The following is a 19,984-nucleotide window of genomic DNA, read 5'->3' on the forward strand; positions in this document are numbered from 1 at the left end:
TGTTTCATCCGGTTTGCCGATTTAATATTGAGCATCGTTAAAACATCACTGGATACAGTATGCTTCCGTTAAATTCTGTCCGTACCCATGCAGGTCGTCTGGTTCCTGTCATGCTGGCGGCTCTGTTTCTCGCTGGCTGTCCCAGCCAGGCCCCACAAGGCACCGCGCCCCAACAACGCGTGGAGAGCAAAGCCGGCGCATCTTCCGACTACTACCTGCAGCAGATGCAGCAAAGTGGTGATGATAGCAAGGCTGACTGGCAATTACTTGCGATTCATGCCCTGATTCAGGAAGGCAAACTCCCGCAAGCGGGCAACCAGTTAAGCGCATTGCCGTCGCAGCTCAGTGACAAACAGCGACAAGAGCAACGTCTGCTGACAGCTGAACTGGCCGTCGCGCAGAACGACATGAACGCGGCGAACACCACGCTGGCACAGCTGGACGTGAAATCGCTCTCTCCCCAACAGCAAGAACGCTACTACCAGACACAAATCAACGCCGCTCAGGGTCACTCATCTCTGACGCTGATCCGTGCTTATATCGGGCTGGAGCCGCTGTTACAAGGGGATGCGCATCAGCGCAATATAGACCAGACCTGGACAGCATTGACCCAGTTAACCCAGCAGGATCTCGGTTCGATGGTCATCAACGTCGACGAATATACCCTGCAAGGCTGGCTGGATCTGCTGAATCTCTGGCAGACCAAAGCGCAGGTCCCGGCTGATCTGCAAGCCGCCATCGCAGACTGGAAAAAACGTTATCCACGCCATCCGGCAGCTAAACAACTGCCGTCACAGTTAGGCGGTACCCCGCCAGCGGCGACAACGCCTGCCGGAGAAACCGCCCCTGCGGGCAGTAACGCTATCGCGCTGCTGCTGCCATTAAACGGGCAGGCACAGGTCTTCGCGAATGCGATTCAGCAAGGCTTTAGCGCGGCCAGAAGCGGCCAGGCGTCGCTGGCGATGCCAGCACAACCCGCCCAGATAGCGCAAGCGGCTAATACCGCCACTGCCGCCGCGGTTCCCAGTGCGTCAGCCACCCCGACACCGAACAGCGCAGTGCCATCTAATCCGGCAGCCTCTGTGTCAGCGCCAGCACCTTCTGCTCCCGCCGCCACGGCGACCGCTATGCCGATGGCAACGACTGCGTCAGCCAGCACGATTCCGGTGAAAGTCTATGACACCTCCAATCAGCCGCTGGCCAACGTGATAGCCCAGGCGCAAAAAGACGGTGCGACGACTATCGTCGGTCCGCTGCTTAAAAACGAAGTGGAACAGTTGCCGAAACTCAACCCATCACTGAATGTGCTGGCACTGAACCAGCCGGAACAGGTCCAGCCGAATCCCAACATCTGTTATTTCGCGCTGTCACCGGAAGACGAAGCGACCGATGCCGCCGAGTTCATCCACAAACAGGGCAAGCAACACCCACTAATTCTGGCCCCACGCGGTAATCTGGGTGACAGGGTCGTGGCTGCCTTCGCCAAATCCTGGCAACAGCAGTCAGGCGGCGTGGTCTTGCAACAGCGCACGGGCGGCGTGTATGACCTGAAACAGGCTATCAATAGCGGTGCTGGCCTTCCGCTCAATGGGCAACCGGTGATAACCGCCACGTCGGCGCCGTCATCGTCTACCACCGTTGGCGGTCTGACTATCCCGAATCAGGCACCACCAATAGCCAACGTCACCAGCGACGGTAACGTGGATGCGGTTTACATCATCGCCACGCCTGATGAACTCACCCTGATCAAGCCGATGATCGACATGCGTAACAAGGGCGCGCTGCACCCGGCACTCTACGCCAGTTCACGCAGCTATCAGGCAGGTCTGGGGCCAGACTTCCGGTTTGAAATGGAAGGGCTGCAGTTTAGCGATATTCCGTTGCTGACCGGAGCCAGCCCGGCGTTGATGCAACAAGTCAGCACACAGTTCCGTAACGACTATTCGTTGGTACGGCTGTTCGCAATGGGGATGGATGCCTGGAAACTGGCCAGCAACTTTGCACAGTTGCACCAGCCGGGAAGTTCGATTTCCGGTGCGACCGGTATACTGAGTACCACGCCGGATTGCGTCGTCAAACGTAAACTCACCTGGCTGCAGTTCCGTCAGGGACAACTGGTGCCCGCCTCCTGAATCGGCGTAACACCGGCGATCGTTACGAACAATTAGCCCGACGCCACCTCGAGCGCGCCGGGCTGATTTTTGTCGCCGCCAACGTGACGGTACGCGGTGGTGAACTGGATTTGATCATGCGCGATGGCAACAGCTGGGTATTTGTCGAGGTGCGTTATCGCCGTAACAGCGATTTTGGTGGTGCAGCGGCCAGTATCACCCGGCAAAAACAGCGATCATTGCTACACGCCGCGTCAGTCTGGTTAGCCCGTCAGGGTACCAGTCTCGACGCCACGGATTGCCGCTTTGATGTTCTGGCGGTGACCGGCTCGCAGGTGGAATGGTTGCCTAATGCGTTTGGGCAACTTGATTAACACCATGAATATTCAACACACTATGAATATTCAACACACCACGATTTTCAACTTCAAAACAGGTTAACAGAACGTGCTGGAGAGAATTAAAGTCTGTTTCACGGAAAGCATCCAAACCCAGATTGCTGCGGCAGAAGCACTGCCGGACGCCATTTCGCGCGCGGCGCTGGCCATGGTGCAATCACTGCTCAACGGCAACAAAATCCTGTGTTGTGGTAACGGTACCTCTGCCGCTAACGCACAGCATTTTGCCGCCAGTATGATTAATCGTTTTGAAACCGAACGGCCTAGTCTGCCTGCGATTGCACTTAATGCCGATAACGTGGTCTTAACCGCTATCGCCAACGATCGCTTGCATGAAGAGGTCTATGCCAAGCAGGTGCGGGCGCTGGGTCAGGCTGGCGATATCTTGCTGGCGATATCTACGCGCGGCAACAGCCGCGATATCGTCAAAGCGGTAGAAGCCGCCGTTACGCGTGACATGACTATTGTAGCGCTGACCGGCTACGATGGTGGTGAGCTGGCGGGTTTACTGGGGCAGCAGGATGTGGAGATTCGCATCCCGTCGCACCGTAGCGCCCGTATTCAGGAAATGCATATGCTAACTGTCAATTGTTTGTGCGATTTGATTGATAACACGCTTTTTCCACACCAGAACGATTAAGGAGCACCCCATGAGGATCTACCCTTGTATTGCCCTGCTGTCTGCTTGTCTGATGCTGCAAGGCTGTATTGGTGCTGTCGCGATTGGTAGCGCGGCGGTTGCAACCAAATCCGCGACCGACCCCCGGACTGTCGGCACCCAGGTCGACGACGGAACGCTGGAGGTCAGGGTATCTAACGCGCTGAGTAAGGATGCGCAATTAAGCAAAGAAGCGCGGGTCTCCGTTACCGCTTATCAGGGCAAGGTTCTGCTGACCGGTCAGGCACCCACTACCGAATTGGCGAGCAGAGCGAAACAGATAGCGATGGGCGTGGAAGGCACCACCGAAGTGTATAACGAAATTCGTAAAGGTACGCCAATCTCACTGGGCACGGCCTCCATGGATACCTGGATAACCACCAAAGTGCGCTCTCAGTTGCTGACCAGCGACCTGGTGAAATCCTCCAATGTGAAGGTCACCACCGAAAACGGCGAAGTCTTTTTGCTGGGTATGGTGACTCACCGCGAAGCGACGTCAGCCGCCCAGATAGCCAGTAAGGTCGGTGGCGTCAAACATGTAACGACCGCGTTCAGCTATCTCGACTAACCCCCAACGCTTTACATGGCGGCCACGCACTGGCCGCCATAACCATTCGATATAAAACCCTCGCGGTAAACACCGGTTCGATATCCTGCTGACAGCACGTTCTTGCCAGTCATTCTTTCTTGCTTACTCTCTTGCTTAATGATGATGTCGTTGCCTGTTCCCCAAAGGGTGGCGATGCCAATAACCAGAGACTTCGCCGGGCATCTACACTGGCAGGGGCATCGGTTTTCGCCTCCGCGTCGCCGGTCAGCAATGGCGTAAACCCGGCCTGTTGGATAACAGCCCGATAACGGGGAGCACCGATAGCCTGTTCGGCCTGCAGCATCAGTGGAATTAACGGACTACCGTCGCGACGTTCACGTCCTATCGTCTTATAAGGCCAGGGCCTGGACGCATCCAGATAAGGGGCAACGAAATCGAGTGCGGATAACAGGCTCTCCCCTTGAGGTGTCTGATACCGCCATAGATTCTCGCCATATTTCTCTGCGAGGGTCGCCATCCAACTGACGGCCTGCAAATTGAACACGCTATAATGGAACGACCGAGTTCGCGCCAGCTCCTCTGGTTGCGCCCCGCCAGCCGCCAGTTGATGGTCGAGTTTTTGCCGCTGCAATGCCACCATGGCCTTTACCGTTTCCGTCTGCCCCAGATAGGCCGCGATACCCGCCACCTGCACCGCATACCAGCTACCGTGATTATTCTTTGCTGCCGCTTCCTGCCTGCCGTTATGGCTTGTCAGCAACCAGTGCAGGTACTCCGTCATCCACTGACGCATCTGCTTGTCGTCATTGGCACTCCACCCTGGAGCCTGCTGCACGATGGCTAACGCATCCACAATACGAGTGGCGAAAAAACGCCCATCAAGGACACCCGCGCCCCGCCCCTCATTCCTGCCTGGAATCGCTTGAGCATAATTCAGGTTAGGGTTCATCCGCGTTTCAGGCGTGATAAACCAGGTACGAATCATGGAAATGGCTTTATTTGCATATTCAGGTCGTTCCGAGAAGTACCAGGCCAGCGTCAGCACATGTACCCTATCGGTAAACGTCGCCAGACGGACAGCATCGGTCTGTTCACCCTTAGTCGCCGGATTCACCTTGCCGTCATGTCGTACCCAAGGCAGGCCGTCCTTTTGCTGTGGAGAGGGCCACCAGTACGCCGCCAGACTCAAATAGTCGTGACGGTCGCCCCCCGGCGGTATTGAAAGTTTTTGAGTAACCGTCAAGTCAGGTTTTTTCATAGCGCTGTCCGCTGCCCGCAACAATTGCTGATAAGCGAGTTGCCGCTGTGCAGGTACAGCCTGATTGCGCAATTGCTGTTTTACCTGAGCAAGACTCTCCGCATGCAAAAATACATAAGCAGAATTGTCGTTTTTGACAGAAGCGGCGTCGGCAGACACCACCAGTCCACCCAGTAGCAGCGATATCAAAAAAGCCATGCCATACCGCATATTCTATCTCCATTCAGGCTGTTATAATTTCCGAACAGGCCCCTGAAAACGGAAACGGCCTGAGAAAAACACCTGCCGGTTAATCAGGTTTGTTAATAGAGTCTATTCGCTTCCAGAAAGTGTTCTCCGCCTATCTGGCCCATCTGACGCAAGATCCATTGCTGACGTCGCATAACATAACCCGTGGGTTTATTGACGCGGTAACGGATAGGATTCGGCAACACTGCCGCCAGCAACGCCGCTTCTGACGCCGTCAACCGGCTCGCCGGTTTATTAAAAAATTGACGCGAGGCCGCTTCAATACCAAAAATTCCAGGTCCGAACTCAGCAATATTCAGGTAAACCGTCAGGATACGACGCTTAGTCCACACCAGTTCCACCGCAACCGTCAAACCAGCTTCAAGACCTTTACGCAACCAACTGCGCCCATCCCATAGCAAGAGATTTTTTACTGTCTGCTGTGACAGCGTCGATGCGCCGCGAATACGGTTTTCATACTGTTCGTTATGTTTGAGTGCCGCCGAAATCGCATCGAAATCAAACCCCCAATGCTGGGGAAATTTCTGATCTTCTGCGGCAATCACAGCCAGAGGGGCGACAGCGGCAATGTCATCCATCGATACCCAATCAGAATGGGCCACATAGCTGAAATCACCACTCAACCAGGCGCTAAGTTGCCTGTCGATCATCACGGCGGAAAAAGGGACAGGCAGAAACGCAAACAGCAGGATTGCCGCCAGCCACATGGCGACGACACCCAGTAAGACACGCCACACCCAGCAACGTATCGAAACAGCCATGCGTGCCAATCCCCCTTTCCCTGGACGCCCGCCTTGCCTCATTCAGCCAGTTCCAAAACACGCGCCACCAGTTTCTCAATTCCGCTGGCCGCTTCGCTAATCGAGTTAGCTAGCATATAGGCCGGTGTCGTCACAACCTTATGTGCAACGTCAACAACAATGTCATCCACCGGGCATTCAACATGTACACCACCCATCGCTTCTATCGCCTGAGCGGTTCCCATATCGTTACCAATTGTAAGCCGCACAGAGGTATCGAGCAGTTTTGGCAACATGGCAGGTGCGATGCAAATGAAGCCGATTGGTTTATTTTTCTTATGAATTTCACGTGTCAGTATTTTCAGCTCTTTATCAATCTCGCAGTCCGCGCCACGGGTGGCAAAATCACTCAAATTTTTTGCTGCACCGAATCCGCCAGGCACAATTAGTGCATCAAGCTGTAGGGGATCGGCACTGGATAATGGCTGGATTTTTCCGCGTGCAATACGCGCCGACTCCGCTAAAACATTGCGTTTTTCACCAGTCACCTCACCGTTCAAGTGATTAACAACATGCAGCTGTTCTTTATCCGGCGCAAAGCAGACAGCTTCGGCCCCGGCGCGATCGATTGCAAGCAGAGTCAAGACAACTTCGTGAATTTCTGAACCATCATAAACACCACACCCACAGAGTACGACGCCCACTTTTTTCATCAATTAACCCTCATTTCATTACATCAACTAATTGATTTTTTGATTGACAAACACTAATCTACATCACACATTTTAATGATTCTTGTAACAAACAGCGCCATATTTGCTATGGTGTGTGTTGCCAGATGATGGGATTTCAAAAACGCTTGCGTACCAATGACATCTGAGAGCGAACGCAGGTGTACCACTTTCCCTGGTGTTGGCGCATAATTCGCGCACCCCGGCTTCGGTCGGGGTCATTTTTTTTCAGCCTCCGAAACCCAGTCTTTCAATACCTGCACATCCTGCTGCCAGTCGTGTTTCAACTCGTCAATCCATTCCTGTACGTTGTCCCACCATGCCGGTAATGTCGTGGTCTGAATCTGTTGCGCAACCTGTTGCAGATGTTTAAGCCCTACCGAACCAGCCGCCCCTTTGATCTTGTGCCCTTCTTCGGCGATGCCGTTCTGGTCACGGGCAGTCATGTTGGAGTCCAGAATCGCCAGATAACCAGGCATCATCTGCTCAAACATGGCCAGGCTCTGGTGAATCAGTTTCGGTCCCACCAGCGTCAGGTACTGCTCCAACATCGGCACATCCAGAATACGATCATGCAACGACCCGGTATCCACCACCGCAGCTTCCTGTTCCGGTTGCGCATGATGATCCCAGTATTGCTGAATAACGGCGGTCAGCGCCGGCACCGCCAGCGGCTTGCTCAGTACGTCGTCCATGCCCGCATCCAGATACTCTTTTTTATCTTTGAGCACATTTGCTGTCAGCGCGACCAGCGGCGGCATCGACTGCCCGGCATAGCGCTCACGCAGACGACGTGCCACATCAAGCCCAGTCATGTCCGGCAACTGGATATCCAACAGCACCAAATCGAACTCGTCGGGATCAAACATGTCGAGCGCGGCCTGCCCGGTCATCGCCACATCGACGCTGCTACCCAATTTTTCCAATACCGAACGCGCCACTACGACGTTTAGCTCGATATCTTCCACCAACAGCACATGCAGCGCGGGCAGCGGCAGTTCATCCTGCTCATCGTCACCGGGTTCATCACTATCGCCCACTGGCGCGGTCACCGTCAGCGTAAAGCAGGAACCTTTACCCAGCTCACTGGTGACGTGGATATCGCCGCCCATGCTCTGCGCCAGGCGTTTAGAAACCGCAAGCCCAATACCGGTACCGGTAGCCGGTTTGCCACCATGTTGGTCTTTGACCTGGTAGTACATGGAGAAGATTTTTTCGAGCTCGTCGGCCGGGATCCCCATACCGGAATCCTCCACCTCAAAGCGCAGCCGATTGCCTTGTTCATGCCAGACCCGGACCACCACCCGACCTTCTCGCGTGAATTTCACCGCGTTGCTAAGCAGATTCCACAGGATCTGACGCAACCGGGTGCCGTCAGTAATGATGGTCTTCGGCAACGGCTGATGGAGCTCCATCTCAAGTTGCAGGCCTTTAGGCTGGGCCAGCAATCCACCGAGATTTTCCAGATCCACCACGAAACCGACAAAATCCACCGGCTGATTATCCAGTTGGACCTTACGTCGCTCCTGTTTATCCATTTCGATGATGTCGTTGAAGATATTGCCAAGCGTAATGGCGCTGACGTGAATGGTTTTCAGGTATTTCTGCTGCTCGGCATCCAAATGGGTATCAAGCAGGATGCGACTCAGACCGACAATGCCGTTAAGCGGCGTACGCAGCTCGTGGCTGATAGTAGAGATGAAGGTGGTCTTTTCCCTGCTGGCGTTCTCTAACGCGTCCTGATAGCGTTTACGCTCGGTAATATCGCGACCAAACCCCATGAGCCCATGCCGTTTCCCCATTCGGTCGTAAAACGGCACCTTACGCAGTTCAAAACAAGCTTTGCGCCCATCCGGATAAACCAGCCACTGTTCATAGGTCAATGAAACGTTGTGACGGAACACCTTCTCATCCGTTTCCATGACTTTTTCAGCAATATCGGGGGGGTAAACATCTTTCGGCGTCAGGCCAATCAGTTGCTTCTGGCTTTTGCCAAGCAGCAATTCCATTGCCCGGTTACAGCCTGAAAACTCTTTATTTTCATTGCGGTAGTAGACCAGATCTGGCGAGGCATCAAGAAAGGAGCGCAGCAGTGCCGATTGCTGCTCCAGTTCAACCTGCGCCTGCTCACGACGCGCCATTTCTTCGCGCAGCTTGGAAACCATCAGCAATCGGGCTTCTTCCGCTTTGATACGATCGCTAATTTCCTGATTGAGCTGGCTGATATTGCCCTGTAGCTGTTCGTTCAGTTCCTGATCGCGCTGGCGCATTTCTTCCAGCTTGGCCACCAAGCGCGACAGACGCTGGCGAGACTCTTCAAGCTGCTCGACCACCACGGACAAAAAATAAACCGCCCAGGGCGTGATCAGTAAACCAAAGAAAATAGAACGCACTACGTCGATATTTTCCACCTTGCCGGTGAGCAACAGCGTCACCGCCATTTGTACCACCAACGCCAGCAAAACCAGCGCCGAGGCCAGTAGCAGGGAAAACCGGACCAACCCCAGTTTGACCATTAAATCAACGTAATACTGCGCCAACAGCCTGATTTGCCTCATAACAGTGTTCCTTAGTCGTCAACATGCAAATCATACCGTAAAAAAATCATGTGCGTGGTAAATGAGCGGTCGATTTGCGAGCCGCCACGAAGATGAGTGTGTCGGGTAATGAGAATATTGGTAATACGTGTGTCGAATTTAGCGTGTCGAATAATGAAACGGCTGCCCCAACGCGGAACCTTGCGTCCCATGCTGTTGCAGGTAATCGTGAATGCCGACCATGCCTGTCCAACGGTTTTCACACCACAATGGAGCCAGTAGCGTCGGACGTCGGGCGCTGGCAGAAATACGGTGGTAAACAATGTCGGGCGGGGTGTGACGAATCATCTCACTGGCAATCGCCACATAACGCTCCAGCGGCAAGGCTGCCAGTCGGCCCGCTTGCCAGGCTTTCGCCATCACGCTGCCAGTCACAATATGCAGCGGATGCAATTTAATCCCCTCGACACCAGCTTCAACCACGCGCTGCAACGTCGACAGACAATGTTCGTCGCGCTCACCGGGCAGGCCGACAATCAGGTGGCAGCACACTTTCAGCCCTCTGGCACGGGCACGCTGTGCCGTCTGTTGGTAGCAGGCGAAATCATGCCCGCGATTGATGCGCCGTAATGTCCGGTCATGGGCACTTTGCAATCCCAACTCCAGCCAGACTTCATACCCTTGTTCATGGTAGTCAGCCAGCAAGTCCAGCACCGTATCCGGTACACAATCCGGCCGGGTGCCGACACATAACCCCACAATGTCAGCCTGCGCCAGCGCCTGCTGGTACATGGACGCCAGTACCTGCACTTCGGTGTAAGTGCTGGTATACGCCTGAAAATAGGCCAGATAGCGGCTTGCGCGGTTGACCTTGCCAGCCTGTGTCGCTAATTGCTCGGCGATACTGCGCTGTTGCATCTGTTCATCCGCAAATGACGCCACATTGCAGAAAGTACACCCTCCCCGCCCCAGCGTGCCGTCGCGATTTGGGCAGCTAAATCCCCCGTGTAACGTCAATTTATGGATTTTTTCTCCATAACGACGCTGAAGATCCCCACCAAACATATTGATTAATTTTTGCAATTGCATATTCTGATTCTTCATTTCACAAAAAATCAGCCTACCTTTCTCGCCCGTTAACGGCGATGACCCCGATCAATACGCTCCGGTTTATGCAGCTGCATGTTTATTCGTTTTTAATGAAAATAAAATCACATTATTCCTGATTAATTTTTCTTATCTACGAGGTTCATTCCATTAAAAGATGACCGTAAAATGAAAAACAGTGTCATAAAGTAAAAAAAACACACGAAACAGAATAAGATGCCACAAACTAAGACTATCTCAGCATGCAGCCATAAAAACCCGCCATTAGCATAGTGATACAGCTCACAGTTCAACCTATCCCTTGCTCCTGCCAACATCTTCTTTTTATTAATTAAATCCTTTTATTTCATAAACATAAGCAAATATTATCCCTAAAGTGCCTGCTCGTCATGGGTATTTGACCTGAACAGGGTTTCTCGCTAATTTGGGAATCCGCTGGAAGATTTCCTGACGAGTGAACGTCTCGTCATATTTATGCAGTAAGAAGAAGACTCCCTCATCAAGCAAGTCACATCACTTGTGATACCTTACGAGAGGCCAGATAAAAGAGAGCGGCGCACACCACTGATGCCTTATTGGCGCAGTGAAGGGGTCGCTCGCGGTTAGCGTGCGGTTAACGCGTAATTTACGCAGCCGATTCTGGCAGTGAGGTTGTCGATTGAGGACGTCATACAGAGCCTGGGGAGGTTCACTGAGATATGTTGTACGATGCATCCCATGAAAGAGACAACTGTGGTTTCGGATTGATCGCCCATATAGAAGGTGAACCGAGCCATAAAGTCGTGCGCACGGCGATCCACGCCCTGGCACGCATGCAGCACCGTGGTGCGATTCTTGCCGACGGCAAGACCGGCGACGGATGCGGTTTATTACTCCAGAAACCCGATCGTTTCTTCCGTCTGGTTGCCGAAGAGCACGGCTGGCGGTTAGCGAACAATTACGCGGTCGGTATGTTGTTCCTTAGCCGGGATGAAGAGAAAGCCCGTGCCACGCGTCGGATTGTAGAAGAAGAACTACAGAATGAGACCTTATCCGTACTGGGCTGGCGCGAAGTCCCGACCAACCCGGACGTGCTGGGTGAAATCGCCCTGTCTTCTCTGCCGTGCATCGAACAGATTTTCGTTAACGCCCCGGCGGGCTGGCGTCCACGTGATATGGAACGCCGTCTGTTTATGGCGCGCCGCCGTATCGAAAAACGCGTTCAGGATAAAGACTTTTACGTTTGCAGCCTGTCCAATCTGGTGAACATTTATAAAGGTCTGTGCATGCCCACAGACTTGCCGCGGTTTTATCTGGATCTGGCGGACTTGCGTATGGAATCAGCGATTTGTCTGTTCCATCAGCGCTTCTCCACCAACACGGTGCCACGCTGGCGTCTGGCCCAACCGTTCCGCTATCTGGCGCACAACGGTGAAATCAACACCATCACCGGTAACCGCCAGTGGGCTCGCGCTCGCGCTTACAAATTTAAGACCCCGCTGATCCCTGACCTGCTGGATGCCGCACCGTTTGTTGACGAAAGCGGTTCAGACTCCATGTCGTTGGATAACATGCTGGAACTGTTCCTCGCCGGTGGGATGGACATCGTACGTGCGATGCGTCTGCTGGTGCCACCCGCCTGGCAGAACAACCCGAACATGGACCCGGAGCTGCGCGCTTTCTTCGACTTTAACTCCATGCATATGGAGCCGTGGGACGGCCCGGCTGGTCTGGTGCTGTCTGATGGACGTTACGCAGCCTGTAACCTTGACCGTAACGGCCTGCGCCCGGCGCGCTATGTCATCACCAAAGATAAGCTGATTACCTGTGCCTCCGAAGTGGGTATCTGGGATTACCAGCCTGACGAGGTGGTGGAAAAAGGCCGCGTCGGCCCCGGCGAACTGATGGTCATCGATACCCGTACCGGCCGTATTCTGCATTCGACCGAAACCGACGACGACCTGAAAAGCCGCCATCCCTACAAAGAGTGGATGGAGAAAAACGTTAAACGGCTGGTGCCGTTCGAAGAATTGCCAGACGATCAGGTCGGTAGCCGGGAACTGGACAACGCGCTGCTGGAAACCTACCAGAAGCAGTTTGGTTACAGCTTTGAAGAACTGGATCAGGTCATTCGCGTACTGGGCGAAAACGGTCAGGAAGCAACTGGCTCGATGGGGGATGACACCCCGTTCGCCGTGCTGTCGAGCCGTCCGCGTATCATTTACGATTATTTCCGCCAGCAGTTTGCGCAGGTAACCAACCCGCCAATCGACCCGCTGCGTGAATCGCACGTGATGTCGCTCGCCACCTGTATCGGTCGCGAAATGAACGTATTCTGCGAAGCCGAAGGGCAGGCTCATCGCCTGAGCTTCAAATCGCCGATCTTGCTCTACTCCGATTTCATTCAATTGATCAACCAGGATCCTGAGCACTATCGCGCCGAGAAGATCGATATCACTTTCGATCCTAAGCAGCGTTCGTTGCAAGAGACCGTGGAAAAACTGTGTGACGAAGCGGAATACAAAGTCCGTGCCGGTGCGGTATTGCTGGTGCTGACCGACCGCGGTATCGCACAAGACCGTCTGCCAGTGCCAGCACCCATGGCAGTGGGTGCGATTCAGGCTCGCCTGGTGGAAAAAAGCCTGCGCTGCGATGCCAACATCATCGTGGAAACCGGCAGTGCCCGCGATCCGCACCACTTTGCCGTATTGCTCGGCTTCGGCGCTACGGCGGTTTACCCGTATCTGGCCTATGAGACGCTGGCAGGTCTGGTTGATAACCACACCATCGACAAACCGTACCGTACCGTGATGCAGAACTACCGTAACGGCATCAATAAAGGTCTGTACAAGATCATGTCCAAGATGGGGATCTCCACTATCGCCTCTTACCGCTGTTCGAAGCTGTTCGAAGCGGTGGGTTTGCATCAGGATGTGTCGTCCCGTTGCTTCCAGGGCGTAGTGAGCCGTATTGGCGGTGCCAGTTTCAGCGATTTTGAGCAGGACCTGCAAAACCTGTCCAAACGTGCCTGGCTCAAGCGTCAGAAACTCGATCAGGGTGGTCTGCTCAAGTTCGTTTATGGCGGTGAATACCACGCCTACAACCCTGATGTGGTGAAAACACTGCAAACCGCGGTTCACAGCGGCAACTATCAGGATTACCAGCAGTACGCCAAACTGGTTAACGAGCGCCCGGCATCGATGCTGCGTGACCTGCTGGCAGTGCAACCTCAGGCAGGCGCAGCAATCCCGCTGGAACAGGTTGAGCCGGACTCAGAGCTGTTTAAACGCTTTGACACCGCCGCCATGTCTATCGGTGCCCTGAGCCCTGAAGCGCATGAATCGCTGGCAGAAGCCATGAACAGTCTGGGCGGTTTTTCCAACTCCGGTGAAGGCGGCGAAGACCCGGCGCGCTACGGTACCAATAAAGTATCCCGTATCAAGCAGGTGGCTTCCGGTCGCTTTGGCGTGACCCCAGCCTATCTAGTCAATGCCGACGTTATTCAGATCAAAGTGGCGCAAGGTGCTAAACCGGGTGAAGGTGGTCAGTTACCGGGCGATAAAGTCACCCCGTATATCGCACGTCTGCGTTATTCCGTACCGGGCGTGACCCTGATTTCGCCACCGCCGCACCATGATATTTATTCTATCGAAGATCTGGCGCAGTTGATTTTCGACCTGAAACAGGTCAACCCGAAGGCGATGATTTCAGTCAAGCTGGTGTCCGAACCGGGCGTCGGCACCATCGCTACCGGCGTGGCTAAAGCCTATGCTGACCTTATCACCATCGCTGGCTATGACGGTGGTACCGGTGCCAGCCCGCTGACGTCGGTGAAATACGCCGGTTGTCCGTGGGAACTGGGCCTGGTAGAAACCCAGCAGGCGCTGGTGGCTAACGGCCTGCGTCATAAGATTCGCCTGCAAGTGGACGGTGGCCTGAAAACCGGTCTGGATATCGTGAAAGCGGCGATTCTGGGTGCGGAGAGTTTCGGCTTCGGTACTGGCCCGATGGTGGCACTGGGTTGTAAATACCTGCGTATCTGTCACCTGAACAACTGCGCTACCGGCGTGGCAACACAGGATGACAAACTGCGCCGCGACCACTATCACGGCCTGCCGGAACGTGTCGTTAACTACTTCACCTTCATCGCCCGCGAAACCCGTGAGCTGATGGCAGAACTGGGCGTAAGCCGTCTGGTAGACCTGATCGGCCGTACCGATTTACTGGTCGAACTGGATGGCATCACCGCCAAGCAGAACAAACTGGATCTGTCGCCGTTGCTGCACACCGTTGCACCGCAACCCGGCAAAGCACTGTACTGCACCGAAGGCAACCCGTCGTTTGACAAGGGGCTGTTGAATAAAGAGCTGATCGCACAGGCTCAGGCGCATGTCGATGCCAGACAGAGCAAAGCGCTCTACTTCGACATCCGCAATACCGACCGCTCCGTCGGGGCCACGTTGTCCGGCATGATCGCGGAAAAACATGGTGATCAAGGCCTGGCGAGCGACCCGATCAAAGTCCATTTCACCGGTACCGCAGGCCAGAGCTTCGGCGTCTGGAACGCAGGCGGTGTTGAGCTGGCCCTGACCGGCGATGCTAACGACTATGTGGGTAAAGGTATGGCGGGTGGTGTTATCTCCGTGCGTCCTCCGGTGGGTTCAGCCTTCCGCAGTCACGAAGCCAGCATCATCGGTAACACCTGTCTGTACGGTGCAACCGGTGGCAAACTGTTCGCTGCTGGTCGTGCTGGCGAGCGCTTCGCCGTGCGTAACTCCGGTGCCATCACCGTGGTGGAAGGTATCGGTGATAACGGCTGCGAATACATGACTGGCGGTATCGTCTGCATCCTTGGTCGTACCGGCGTCAACTTTGGCGCAGGCATGACCGGTGGCTTCGCCTACGTGCTGGATGAAGACGGTGAATTCCGTAAGCGCGTCAACCCTGAACTGGTTGAAGTGCTGGATGTGGAAAACCTGGCGATTCACGAAGAACACCTGCGTGGGCTGATTACCGAGCACGTCCAGCACACCGGTTCGCAGCGTGGTGAGGAAATTCTTGCCAACTGGCCAACCTGGGCTTCGAAATTTTCGTTGGTCAAACCGAAGTCAAGTGATGTGAAAGCGTTGTTGGGTCATCGTAGTCGTTCCGCAGCGGAGCTGCGGGTACAGGCGCAGTAAGAGGTCATCATGAGTCAGAATGTTTATCAATTTATCGACTTACAGCGCGTTGATCCGCCCAAGAAACCGCTGAAGATTCGTAAAATCGAGTTTGTTGAAATTTACGAGCCATTCTCGGAAAGCCAGTCCAAAGCCCAGGCAGATCGCTGTCTGGCTTGCGGCAACCCGTACTGCGAATGGAAATGTCCGGTCCATAACTACATCCCGAACTGGCTGAAGCTGGCGAATGAGGGACGGATTATTGAAGCCGCTGAGCTGTCTCACCAGACGAACAGCCTGCCGGAAGTATGCGGCCGCGTCTGCCCACAGGATCGCCTGTGTGAAGGTTCTTGCACACTGAATGACGAATTCGGTGCCGTCACTATCGGTAACATCGAGCGCTACATCAACGATAAAGCCATCGAAATGGGCTGGCGTCCGGATGTCTCGTCAGTGCAGCCAACCGGCAAACGTGTGGCGATTATCGGTGCGGGTCCAGCCGGGCTGGCTTGTGCTGATGTCCTGACCCGTAACGGCGTGAAAGCGGTGGTCTATGACCGCCACCCGGAAATCGGCGGCCTGCTGACCTTCGGTATCCCGGCATTCAAGCTGGAAAAAGAGGTGATGACCAAGCGCCGCGAGATCTTCACGGAGATGGGCATCGACTTTCACCTGAATACGGAAGTCGGCAAAGACGTCCAGTTGAGCAACTTACTGGCAGAATATGACGCCGTGTTCCTGGGTGTCGGTACCTATCAGTCAATGAGCGGCGGGCTGGAAAACGAAGACGCGCCGGGCGTATACGATGCTCTGCCGTTCCTGATTGCCAATACCAAGAACCTGATGGGCTTCGAAACCAGCGAGCAGGAACCGTATATCTCGATGCAGGGCAAACGTGTCGTTGTCCTGGGTGGCGGCGATACGGCGATGGACTGTGTGCGTACCTCGATTCGTCAGGGAGCAACGCATGTCACTTGTGCCTACCGTCGTGATGAAGAAAACATGCCAGGCTCCAAGCGCGAAGTGAAAAATGCGCGCGAAGAAGGCGTAGAGTTCCGCTTCAACCTCCAGCCGCTCAGTATTGAAATCAACGGCGCTGGTAAAGTGTGCGGTGTACGCATGATCCGTACCGAGCTGGGTGCACCGGATGCTAATGGCCGTCGTCGTCCTGAACCGGTTGAGGGTTCCGAGCATGTGCTGGAAGCCGATGCGGTTATCATGGCGTTTGGTTTCCGTCCGCATAAAATGGCGTGGCTGGCGGATCATGGCGTGGAGCTGGACACTCAGGGTCGTATCATCGCCCCGGAACAGAGCAACAGTGCCTTCCAGACGTCAAACCCGAAAATCTTCGCTGGCGGCGATGCGGTACGTGGTTCTGATCTGGTGGTGACCGCGATAGCCGAAGGCCGTAAAGCGGCTGACGGCATCATGAACTATCTGGAAGTGTAATGACTTTCTGACACATCAAAGGCGGCTACGGCCGCCTTTATGCTTTCCAATGCAGGTTGTTTTCCCTCATCAGCAATCCGTATTACTTTTTATATAGATCAATGATGTCCTGTTCTGTCATCGTTGGGGTTTGCTGTACGAAATCGTAATAATCAGGCTTGTTATCAATGTAAACCTGCGAAGCCAGTTTTTGGGGGGCATTGGGGAATAGCCCGGCTGAAATTGAATAGATTTCCGGTTTAAGCAGCCGATAAAACAGGTGGGTTCCACATGTGCGGCAAAAAGCACGTTCCGCCCAGTCGGAAGAACGATACCGCCCGATATGCTCTTCCCCCTCAAGGGTCACCCCTTGCTGAGTTTCAATCGCCATCAGCGGCCCGCCTCCCCATGTCCGACACATACTGCAATGACAGACATACACATCATGCGTGCATGACTCAGGAACCGTTATCGTTACTGCACCGCATAAACAGCAGCCTTGACTGGTTTTCATCACATTCTCCTTCGATTAAACACGAGACTGACAATGGATAAATCCGCTACCAGACAGCAAAGACATTATGGACCTTATCGGCTTTATGGACCTTTCATTCAGGCAATAAAAAAGGCACGGTAAGGTGCCTTTTTTATCAGTGCGATTATTTGACCACCCGCAGGGAAGGTCGACCGCCTCTTGGTGGCGAGGGCGGCTCGTCATCTGGCTGCGGCTCGCTCTCAGCGGCAGGAGAAGAAGGTTCATTGTCCACCACCGACATCAGTGTTGGTCTGGATTCCTCTTCAGAATGGGACTGTACGCCAAACTCTTCGACAATTTCGTAAGCGGGCTCGGGCTCAAACATCGTACCCGCGCCATTTTCACGCGCATAGATAGCCATCACCGACGCCATCGGGACAAACACCTGGCGGGGAACGCCGCCAAAACGCGCATTAAAGCGCACGCTGTCATCAGCCAGTTCGAGATTGCCTACCGCACGCGGCGCAATATTCAGGACAATCTGCCCATCACGGGCAAACTCCATCGGCACCTTCACTCCCGGAACGGTCACATCCACAACCAGATGCGGCGTTAATTGGTTGTCCAGCAACCAGTCATAAAAAGCCCGTAATAAATAAGGACGGCGTGGAGAGAGCTGAGACAACGTCATGCCATTACCCTCTGGACTGCAACCGAATTTCGCGCTCAACTTCAGTCAACGACGCGAGGAAGGCATCACGTTCAAACACACGGGTCATATAACCCTTCAGTTCTTTGGCACCAGAACCACTCAACTCAATACCCAGCAGCGGCAGACGCCACAGCAACGGTGCCAGATAGCAATCCACCAGGCTGAACTCTTCACTCATGAAATAAGGTGCTTCGTTGAAAACCGGGGCAATAGCCAGCAGTTCTTCACGCAGCTGCTTGCGTGCCGCTTCTGCATCCTGAGCATTGCCAGTCTGGATGGTTTTCATCAGCGAATACCAATCCTGCTCAATGCGATGCATCATCAGACGGCTGTTGCCACGCGCCACCGGATAAACCGGCATCAGCGGCGGGTGCGGGAAACGCTCATCCAGGTATTCCATGATGATACGTGATTCATATAACGTCAGTTCACGATCAACCAGTGTCGGTACAGAGCCGTAGGGATTAAGGTCGATAAGATCCTGCGGCAGATTATCCATGTCCACCTGTTCAATCTCGACACTTACCCCTTTCTCGGCCAGTACAATGCGGACCTGATGGCTAAAAATGTCGGACAGACCAGAAAACAGCGTCATCACCGAACGTTTGTTGGCAGCGACAGCCATGAAAACCTCCAAGTTATCGAAAAAATACGGCGAACAACCGATCGAATATGATCCTGCTGGCCTTGCCGCGTTTAGGCTTCCCCAAGGGGGAGAAAGCGGACGACATCCGTCGTTCTGTTAAAATCACTTGCTGGCGAACAGGCACAAAACCGGCCAATAGTGTATCAGATTCTGTTTGTTTTGTGGGGGGATAAGCGTGTTTTCATGGCTAACCCACGGTAATAACAGCATATTTTTTCCACAGGTGATGTCAGGACGAAAAAAAACCCGGTGACAGGCACCGGGTTTTTCTGCGTTGATTTCGCTGCCAGGCAGACAGAAATTAACGTTTGGAGTACTGAGGACGACGACGTGCTTTGCGCAGACCCACTTTCTTACGTTCAACCTGACGAGCGTCACGAGTAACGAAGCCAGCTTTACGCAGTTCAGAACGCAGGGATTCGTCATATTCCATCAGAGCGCGGGTGATACCATGACGGATAGCACCGGCCTGACCGGAAATACCACCACCTTTAACGGTGATGTACAGATCCAGTTTACCAACCATATCGACCAGTTCCAGCGGCTGGCGAACGACCATGCGCGCGGTTTCGCGGCCAAAGTACTGTTCCAGAGTACGCTGGTTGATAACGATGTTGCCACTGCCCGGTTTGATAAATACACGAGCGGCGGAGCTTTTGCGGCGACCAGTGCCGTAGTATTGATTTTCAGCCATTGCCTATAATCCCGATTAAATGTCCAGAACTTGCGGTTGCTGTGCCGCGTGATTGTGCTCGTTACCCGCGTAAACTTTTAGTTTACGGTACATAGCACGACCCAGCGGGCCCTTCGGCAGCATGCCTTTAACCGCGATTTCAATTACGCGCTCAGGACGGCGGGCAATCATCTCTTCAAAGGTCGCTTCTTTGATACCACCGATGTGGCCGGTGTGATGGTAGTACATCTTGTCAGAACGTTTGTTGCCGGTTACAGCAACTTTTTCTGCGTTCAGAACGATGATGTAGTCACCGGTATCAACGTGCGGAGTGTATTCCGCTTTGTGCTTGCCGCGCAGACGACGAGCCAGTTCAGTAGCAAGACGGCCAAGAGTTTTGCCGCTTGCGTCAACAACGTACCAGTCGCGTTTTACGGTTTCTGGTTTAGCTGTAAAAGTTTTCATTAAAAGCTTACCCAATTTAAGTTACACGTTGGTGAACACCCAAACGCTTAAATAAATAGTGTTGAGGTTCACACGGCTATCTAGTCCAGCAAACCTACCCCTTCGAAT

At 54.0% G+C, this 19,984-nt stretch carries 16 protein-coding genes; 6 read left to right on the forward strand and 10 right to left on the reverse strand.

Going from position 1 to position 19,984, the window contains the following annotated elements; all coding sequences use genetic code 11:
• The first annotated feature begins 59 nt into the window (after positions 1-59).
• From FGI04_RS17030 to dolP, 4 genes are all read left to right on the forward strand, one after another.
• Positions 60-2,132 (forward strand): penicillin-binding protein activator, encoded by a 2,073-nt coding sequence (locus tag FGI04_RS17030; protein WP_342698966.1) that lies wholly within the window; start codon positions 60-62, stop codon positions 2,130-2,132.
• Positions 2,129-2,485: a YraN family protein gene (locus FGI04_RS17035; protein WP_342699016.1), complete on the forward strand. Its 357-nt coding sequence runs from the start codon at positions 2,129-2,131 to the stop codon at positions 2,483-2,485. Before FGI04_RS17030 ends, FGI04_RS17035 begins: the two co-directional genes overlap by 4 nt.
• Positions 2,486-2,558: 73 nt before the next feature.
• Entirely contained in the window at positions 2,559-3,149 is a 591-nt protein-coding gene (gene diaA / locus FGI04_RS17040; protein WP_012883065.1) for a DnaA initiator-associating protein DiaA, read from the forward strand.
• Positions 3,150-3,159: 10 nt separating this feature from the next.
• Complete coding sequence (gene dolP / locus FGI04_RS17045) at positions 3,160-3,735, forward strand: division/outer membrane stress-associated lipid-binding lipoprotein (protein ID WP_407337027.1); 576 nt, start codon at positions 3,160-3,162, stop codon at positions 3,733-3,735.
• Positions 3,736-3,844: 109 nt separating this feature from the next.
• Here the strand turns inward: dolP and FGI04_RS17050 are convergent, their stop codons facing one another.
• The 5 genes from FGI04_RS17050 to mnmL all read right to left on the reverse strand — a co-directional run bounded on the left by FGI04_RS17050 (position 3,845) and on the right by mnmL (position 10,321).
• The gene (locus tag FGI04_RS17050) at positions 3,845-5,185 is read right to left on the reverse strand and encodes an alginate lyase family protein (RefSeq protein WP_407274421.1); all 1,341 of its coding nucleotides are present in this window, start codon (positions 5,183-5,185) and stop codon (positions 3,845-3,847) included.
• A gap of 92 nt (positions 5,186-5,277) precedes the next feature.
• The gene (gene mtgA, locus FGI04_RS17055; RefSeq protein ID WP_407337028.1) at positions 5,278-5,985 is read right to left on the reverse strand and encodes a monofunctional biosynthetic peptidoglycan transglycosylase; all 708 of its coding nucleotides are present in this window, start codon (positions 5,983-5,985) and stop codon (positions 5,278-5,280) included.
• A gap of 38 nt (positions 5,986-6,023) precedes the next feature.
• Positions 6,024-6,677, reverse strand: coding sequence for an isoprenoid biosynthesis glyoxalase ElbB (gene elbB, locus FGI04_RS17060; protein ID WP_407322153.1), 654 nt, complete (start codon positions 6,675-6,677; stop codon positions 6,024-6,026).
• A gap of 236 nt (positions 6,678-6,913) precedes the next feature.
• Complete coding sequence (arcB, locus tag FGI04_RS17065; RefSeq protein ID WP_342698970.1) at positions 6,914-9,253, reverse strand: aerobic respiration two-component sensor histidine kinase ArcB; 2,340 nt, start codon at positions 9,251-9,253, stop codon at positions 6,914-6,916.
• 138 nt (positions 9,254-9,391) lie between these two features.
• Entirely contained in the window at positions 9,392-10,321 is a 930-nt protein-coding gene (gene mnmL / locus FGI04_RS17070; protein WP_407337029.1) for a tRNA modification radical SAM protein MnmL/YtqA, read from the reverse strand.
• 716 nt (positions 10,322-11,037) lie between these two features.
• Between mnmL and gltB the strand changes: the two genes are divergently transcribed.
• Both gltB and FGI04_RS17080 read left to right on the forward strand, forming a co-directional pair.
• A complete protein-coding gene (gltB, locus tag FGI04_RS17075) occupies positions 11,038-15,498 on the forward strand; it encodes a glutamate synthase large subunit (RefSeq protein ID WP_019843576.1) in 4,461 nt (1,486 codons plus the stop codon).
• Positions 15,499-15,507: 9 nt separating this feature from the next.
• Complete coding sequence (locus FGI04_RS17080; protein WP_407337030.1) at positions 15,508-16,926, forward strand: glutamate synthase small subunit; 1,419 nt, start codon at positions 15,508-15,510, stop codon at positions 16,924-16,926.
• An 82-nt stretch (positions 16,927-17,008) separates the two neighbouring features.
• On the opposite strand, the gene FGI04_RS17085 is transcribed toward FGI04_RS17080, so the two are convergent.
• The 5 genes from FGI04_RS17085 to rplM form a co-directional block, all read right to left on the reverse strand.
• On the reverse strand, positions 17,009-17,419 hold the full coding sequence (locus FGI04_RS17085; RefSeq protein ID WP_342698973.1) for a GFA family protein: 411 nt from the start codon (positions 17,417-17,419) through the stop codon (positions 17,009-17,011).
• A 145-nt stretch (positions 17,420-17,564) separates the two neighbouring features.
• Entirely contained in the window at positions 17,565-18,071 is a 507-nt protein-coding gene (sspB, locus tag FGI04_RS17090; protein ID WP_407337033.1) for a ClpXP protease specificity-enhancing factor, read from the reverse strand.
• A 4-nt stretch (positions 18,072-18,075) separates the two neighbouring features.
• Positions 18,076-18,717 carry a stringent starvation protein SspA gene (sspA, locus tag FGI04_RS17095; RefSeq protein WP_012883054.1) on the reverse strand — a complete coding sequence of 214 codons (642 nt, stop codon included), beginning with the start codon at positions 18,715-18,717 and terminating at the stop codon, positions 18,076-18,078.
• Positions 18,718-19,039: 322 nt separating this feature from the next.
• Complete coding sequence (gene rpsI / locus FGI04_RS17100) at positions 19,040-19,432, reverse strand: 30S ribosomal protein S9 (protein WP_012883053.1); 393 nt, start codon at positions 19,430-19,432, stop codon at positions 19,040-19,042.
• A 15-nt stretch (positions 19,433-19,447) separates the two neighbouring features.
• Entirely contained in the window at positions 19,448-19,876 is a 429-nt protein-coding gene (gene rplM / locus FGI04_RS17105) for a 50S ribosomal protein L13 (RefSeq protein ID WP_012883052.1), read from the reverse strand.
• Positions 19,877-19,984 lie beyond the last annotated feature (108 nt).

The organism is Dickeya ananatis, assembly GCF_019464615.1.
Lineage (GTDB): Bacteria > Pseudomonadota > Gammaproteobacteria > Enterobacterales > Enterobacteriaceae > Dickeya > Dickeya oryzae.

Excerpts from the sequence above, each read along its gene's own strand:
- rpsI (WP_012883053.1), bottom strand. The coding sequence starts at position 19,432 with ATGGCTGAAAATCAATACTACGGCACTGGTCGCCGCAAAAGCTCCGCC.
- FGI04_RS17080 (WP_407337030.1), top strand. The coding sequence starts at position 15,508 with ATGAGTCAGAATGTTTATCAATTTATCGACTTACAGCGCGTTGATCCG.
- arcB (WP_342698970.1), bottom strand. The coding sequence starts at position 9,253 with ATGAGGCAAATCAGGCTGTTGGCGCAGTATTACGTTGATTTAATGGTC.
- sspB (WP_407337033.1), bottom strand. The coding sequence starts at position 18,071 with ATGACGTTGTCTCAGCTCTCTCCACGCCGTCCTTATTTATTACGGGCT.
- dolP (WP_407337027.1), top strand. The coding sequence starts at position 3,160 with ATGAGGATCTACCCTTGTATTGCCCTGCTGTCTGCTTGTCTGATGCTG.
- gltB (WP_019843576.1), top strand. The coding sequence starts at position 11,038 with ATGTTGTACGATGCATCCCATGAAAGAGACAACTGTGGTTTCGGATTG.
- FGI04_RS17085 (WP_342698973.1), bottom strand. The coding sequence starts at position 17,419 with ATGAAAACCAGTCAAGGCTGCTGTTTATGCGGTGCAGTAACGATAACG.
- mnmL (WP_407337029.1), bottom strand. The coding sequence starts at position 10,321 with ATGCAATTGCAAAAATTAATCAATATGTTTGGTGGGGATCTTCAGCGT.
- sspA (WP_012883054.1), bottom strand. The coding sequence starts at position 18,717 with ATGGCTGTCGCTGCCAACAAACGTTCGGTGATGACGCTGTTTTCTGGT.
- mtgA (WP_407337028.1), bottom strand. The coding sequence starts at position 5,985 with ATGGCTGTTTCGATACGTTGCTGGGTGTGGCGTGTCTTACTGGGTGTC.
- elbB (WP_407322153.1), bottom strand. The coding sequence starts at position 6,677 with ATGAAAAAAGTGGGCGTCGTACTCTGTGGGTGTGGTGTTTATGATGGT.
- rplM (WP_012883052.1), bottom strand. The coding sequence starts at position 19,876 with ATGAAAACTTTTACAGCTAAACCAGAAACCGTAAAACGCGACTGGTAC.
- FGI04_RS17050 (WP_407274421.1), bottom strand. The coding sequence starts at position 5,185 with ATGCGGTATGGCATGGCTTTTTTGATATCGCTGCTACTGGGTGGACTG.
- FGI04_RS17030 (WP_342698966.1), top strand. The coding sequence starts at position 60 with ATGCTTCCGTTAAATTCTGTCCGTACCCATGCAGGTCGTCTGGTTCCT.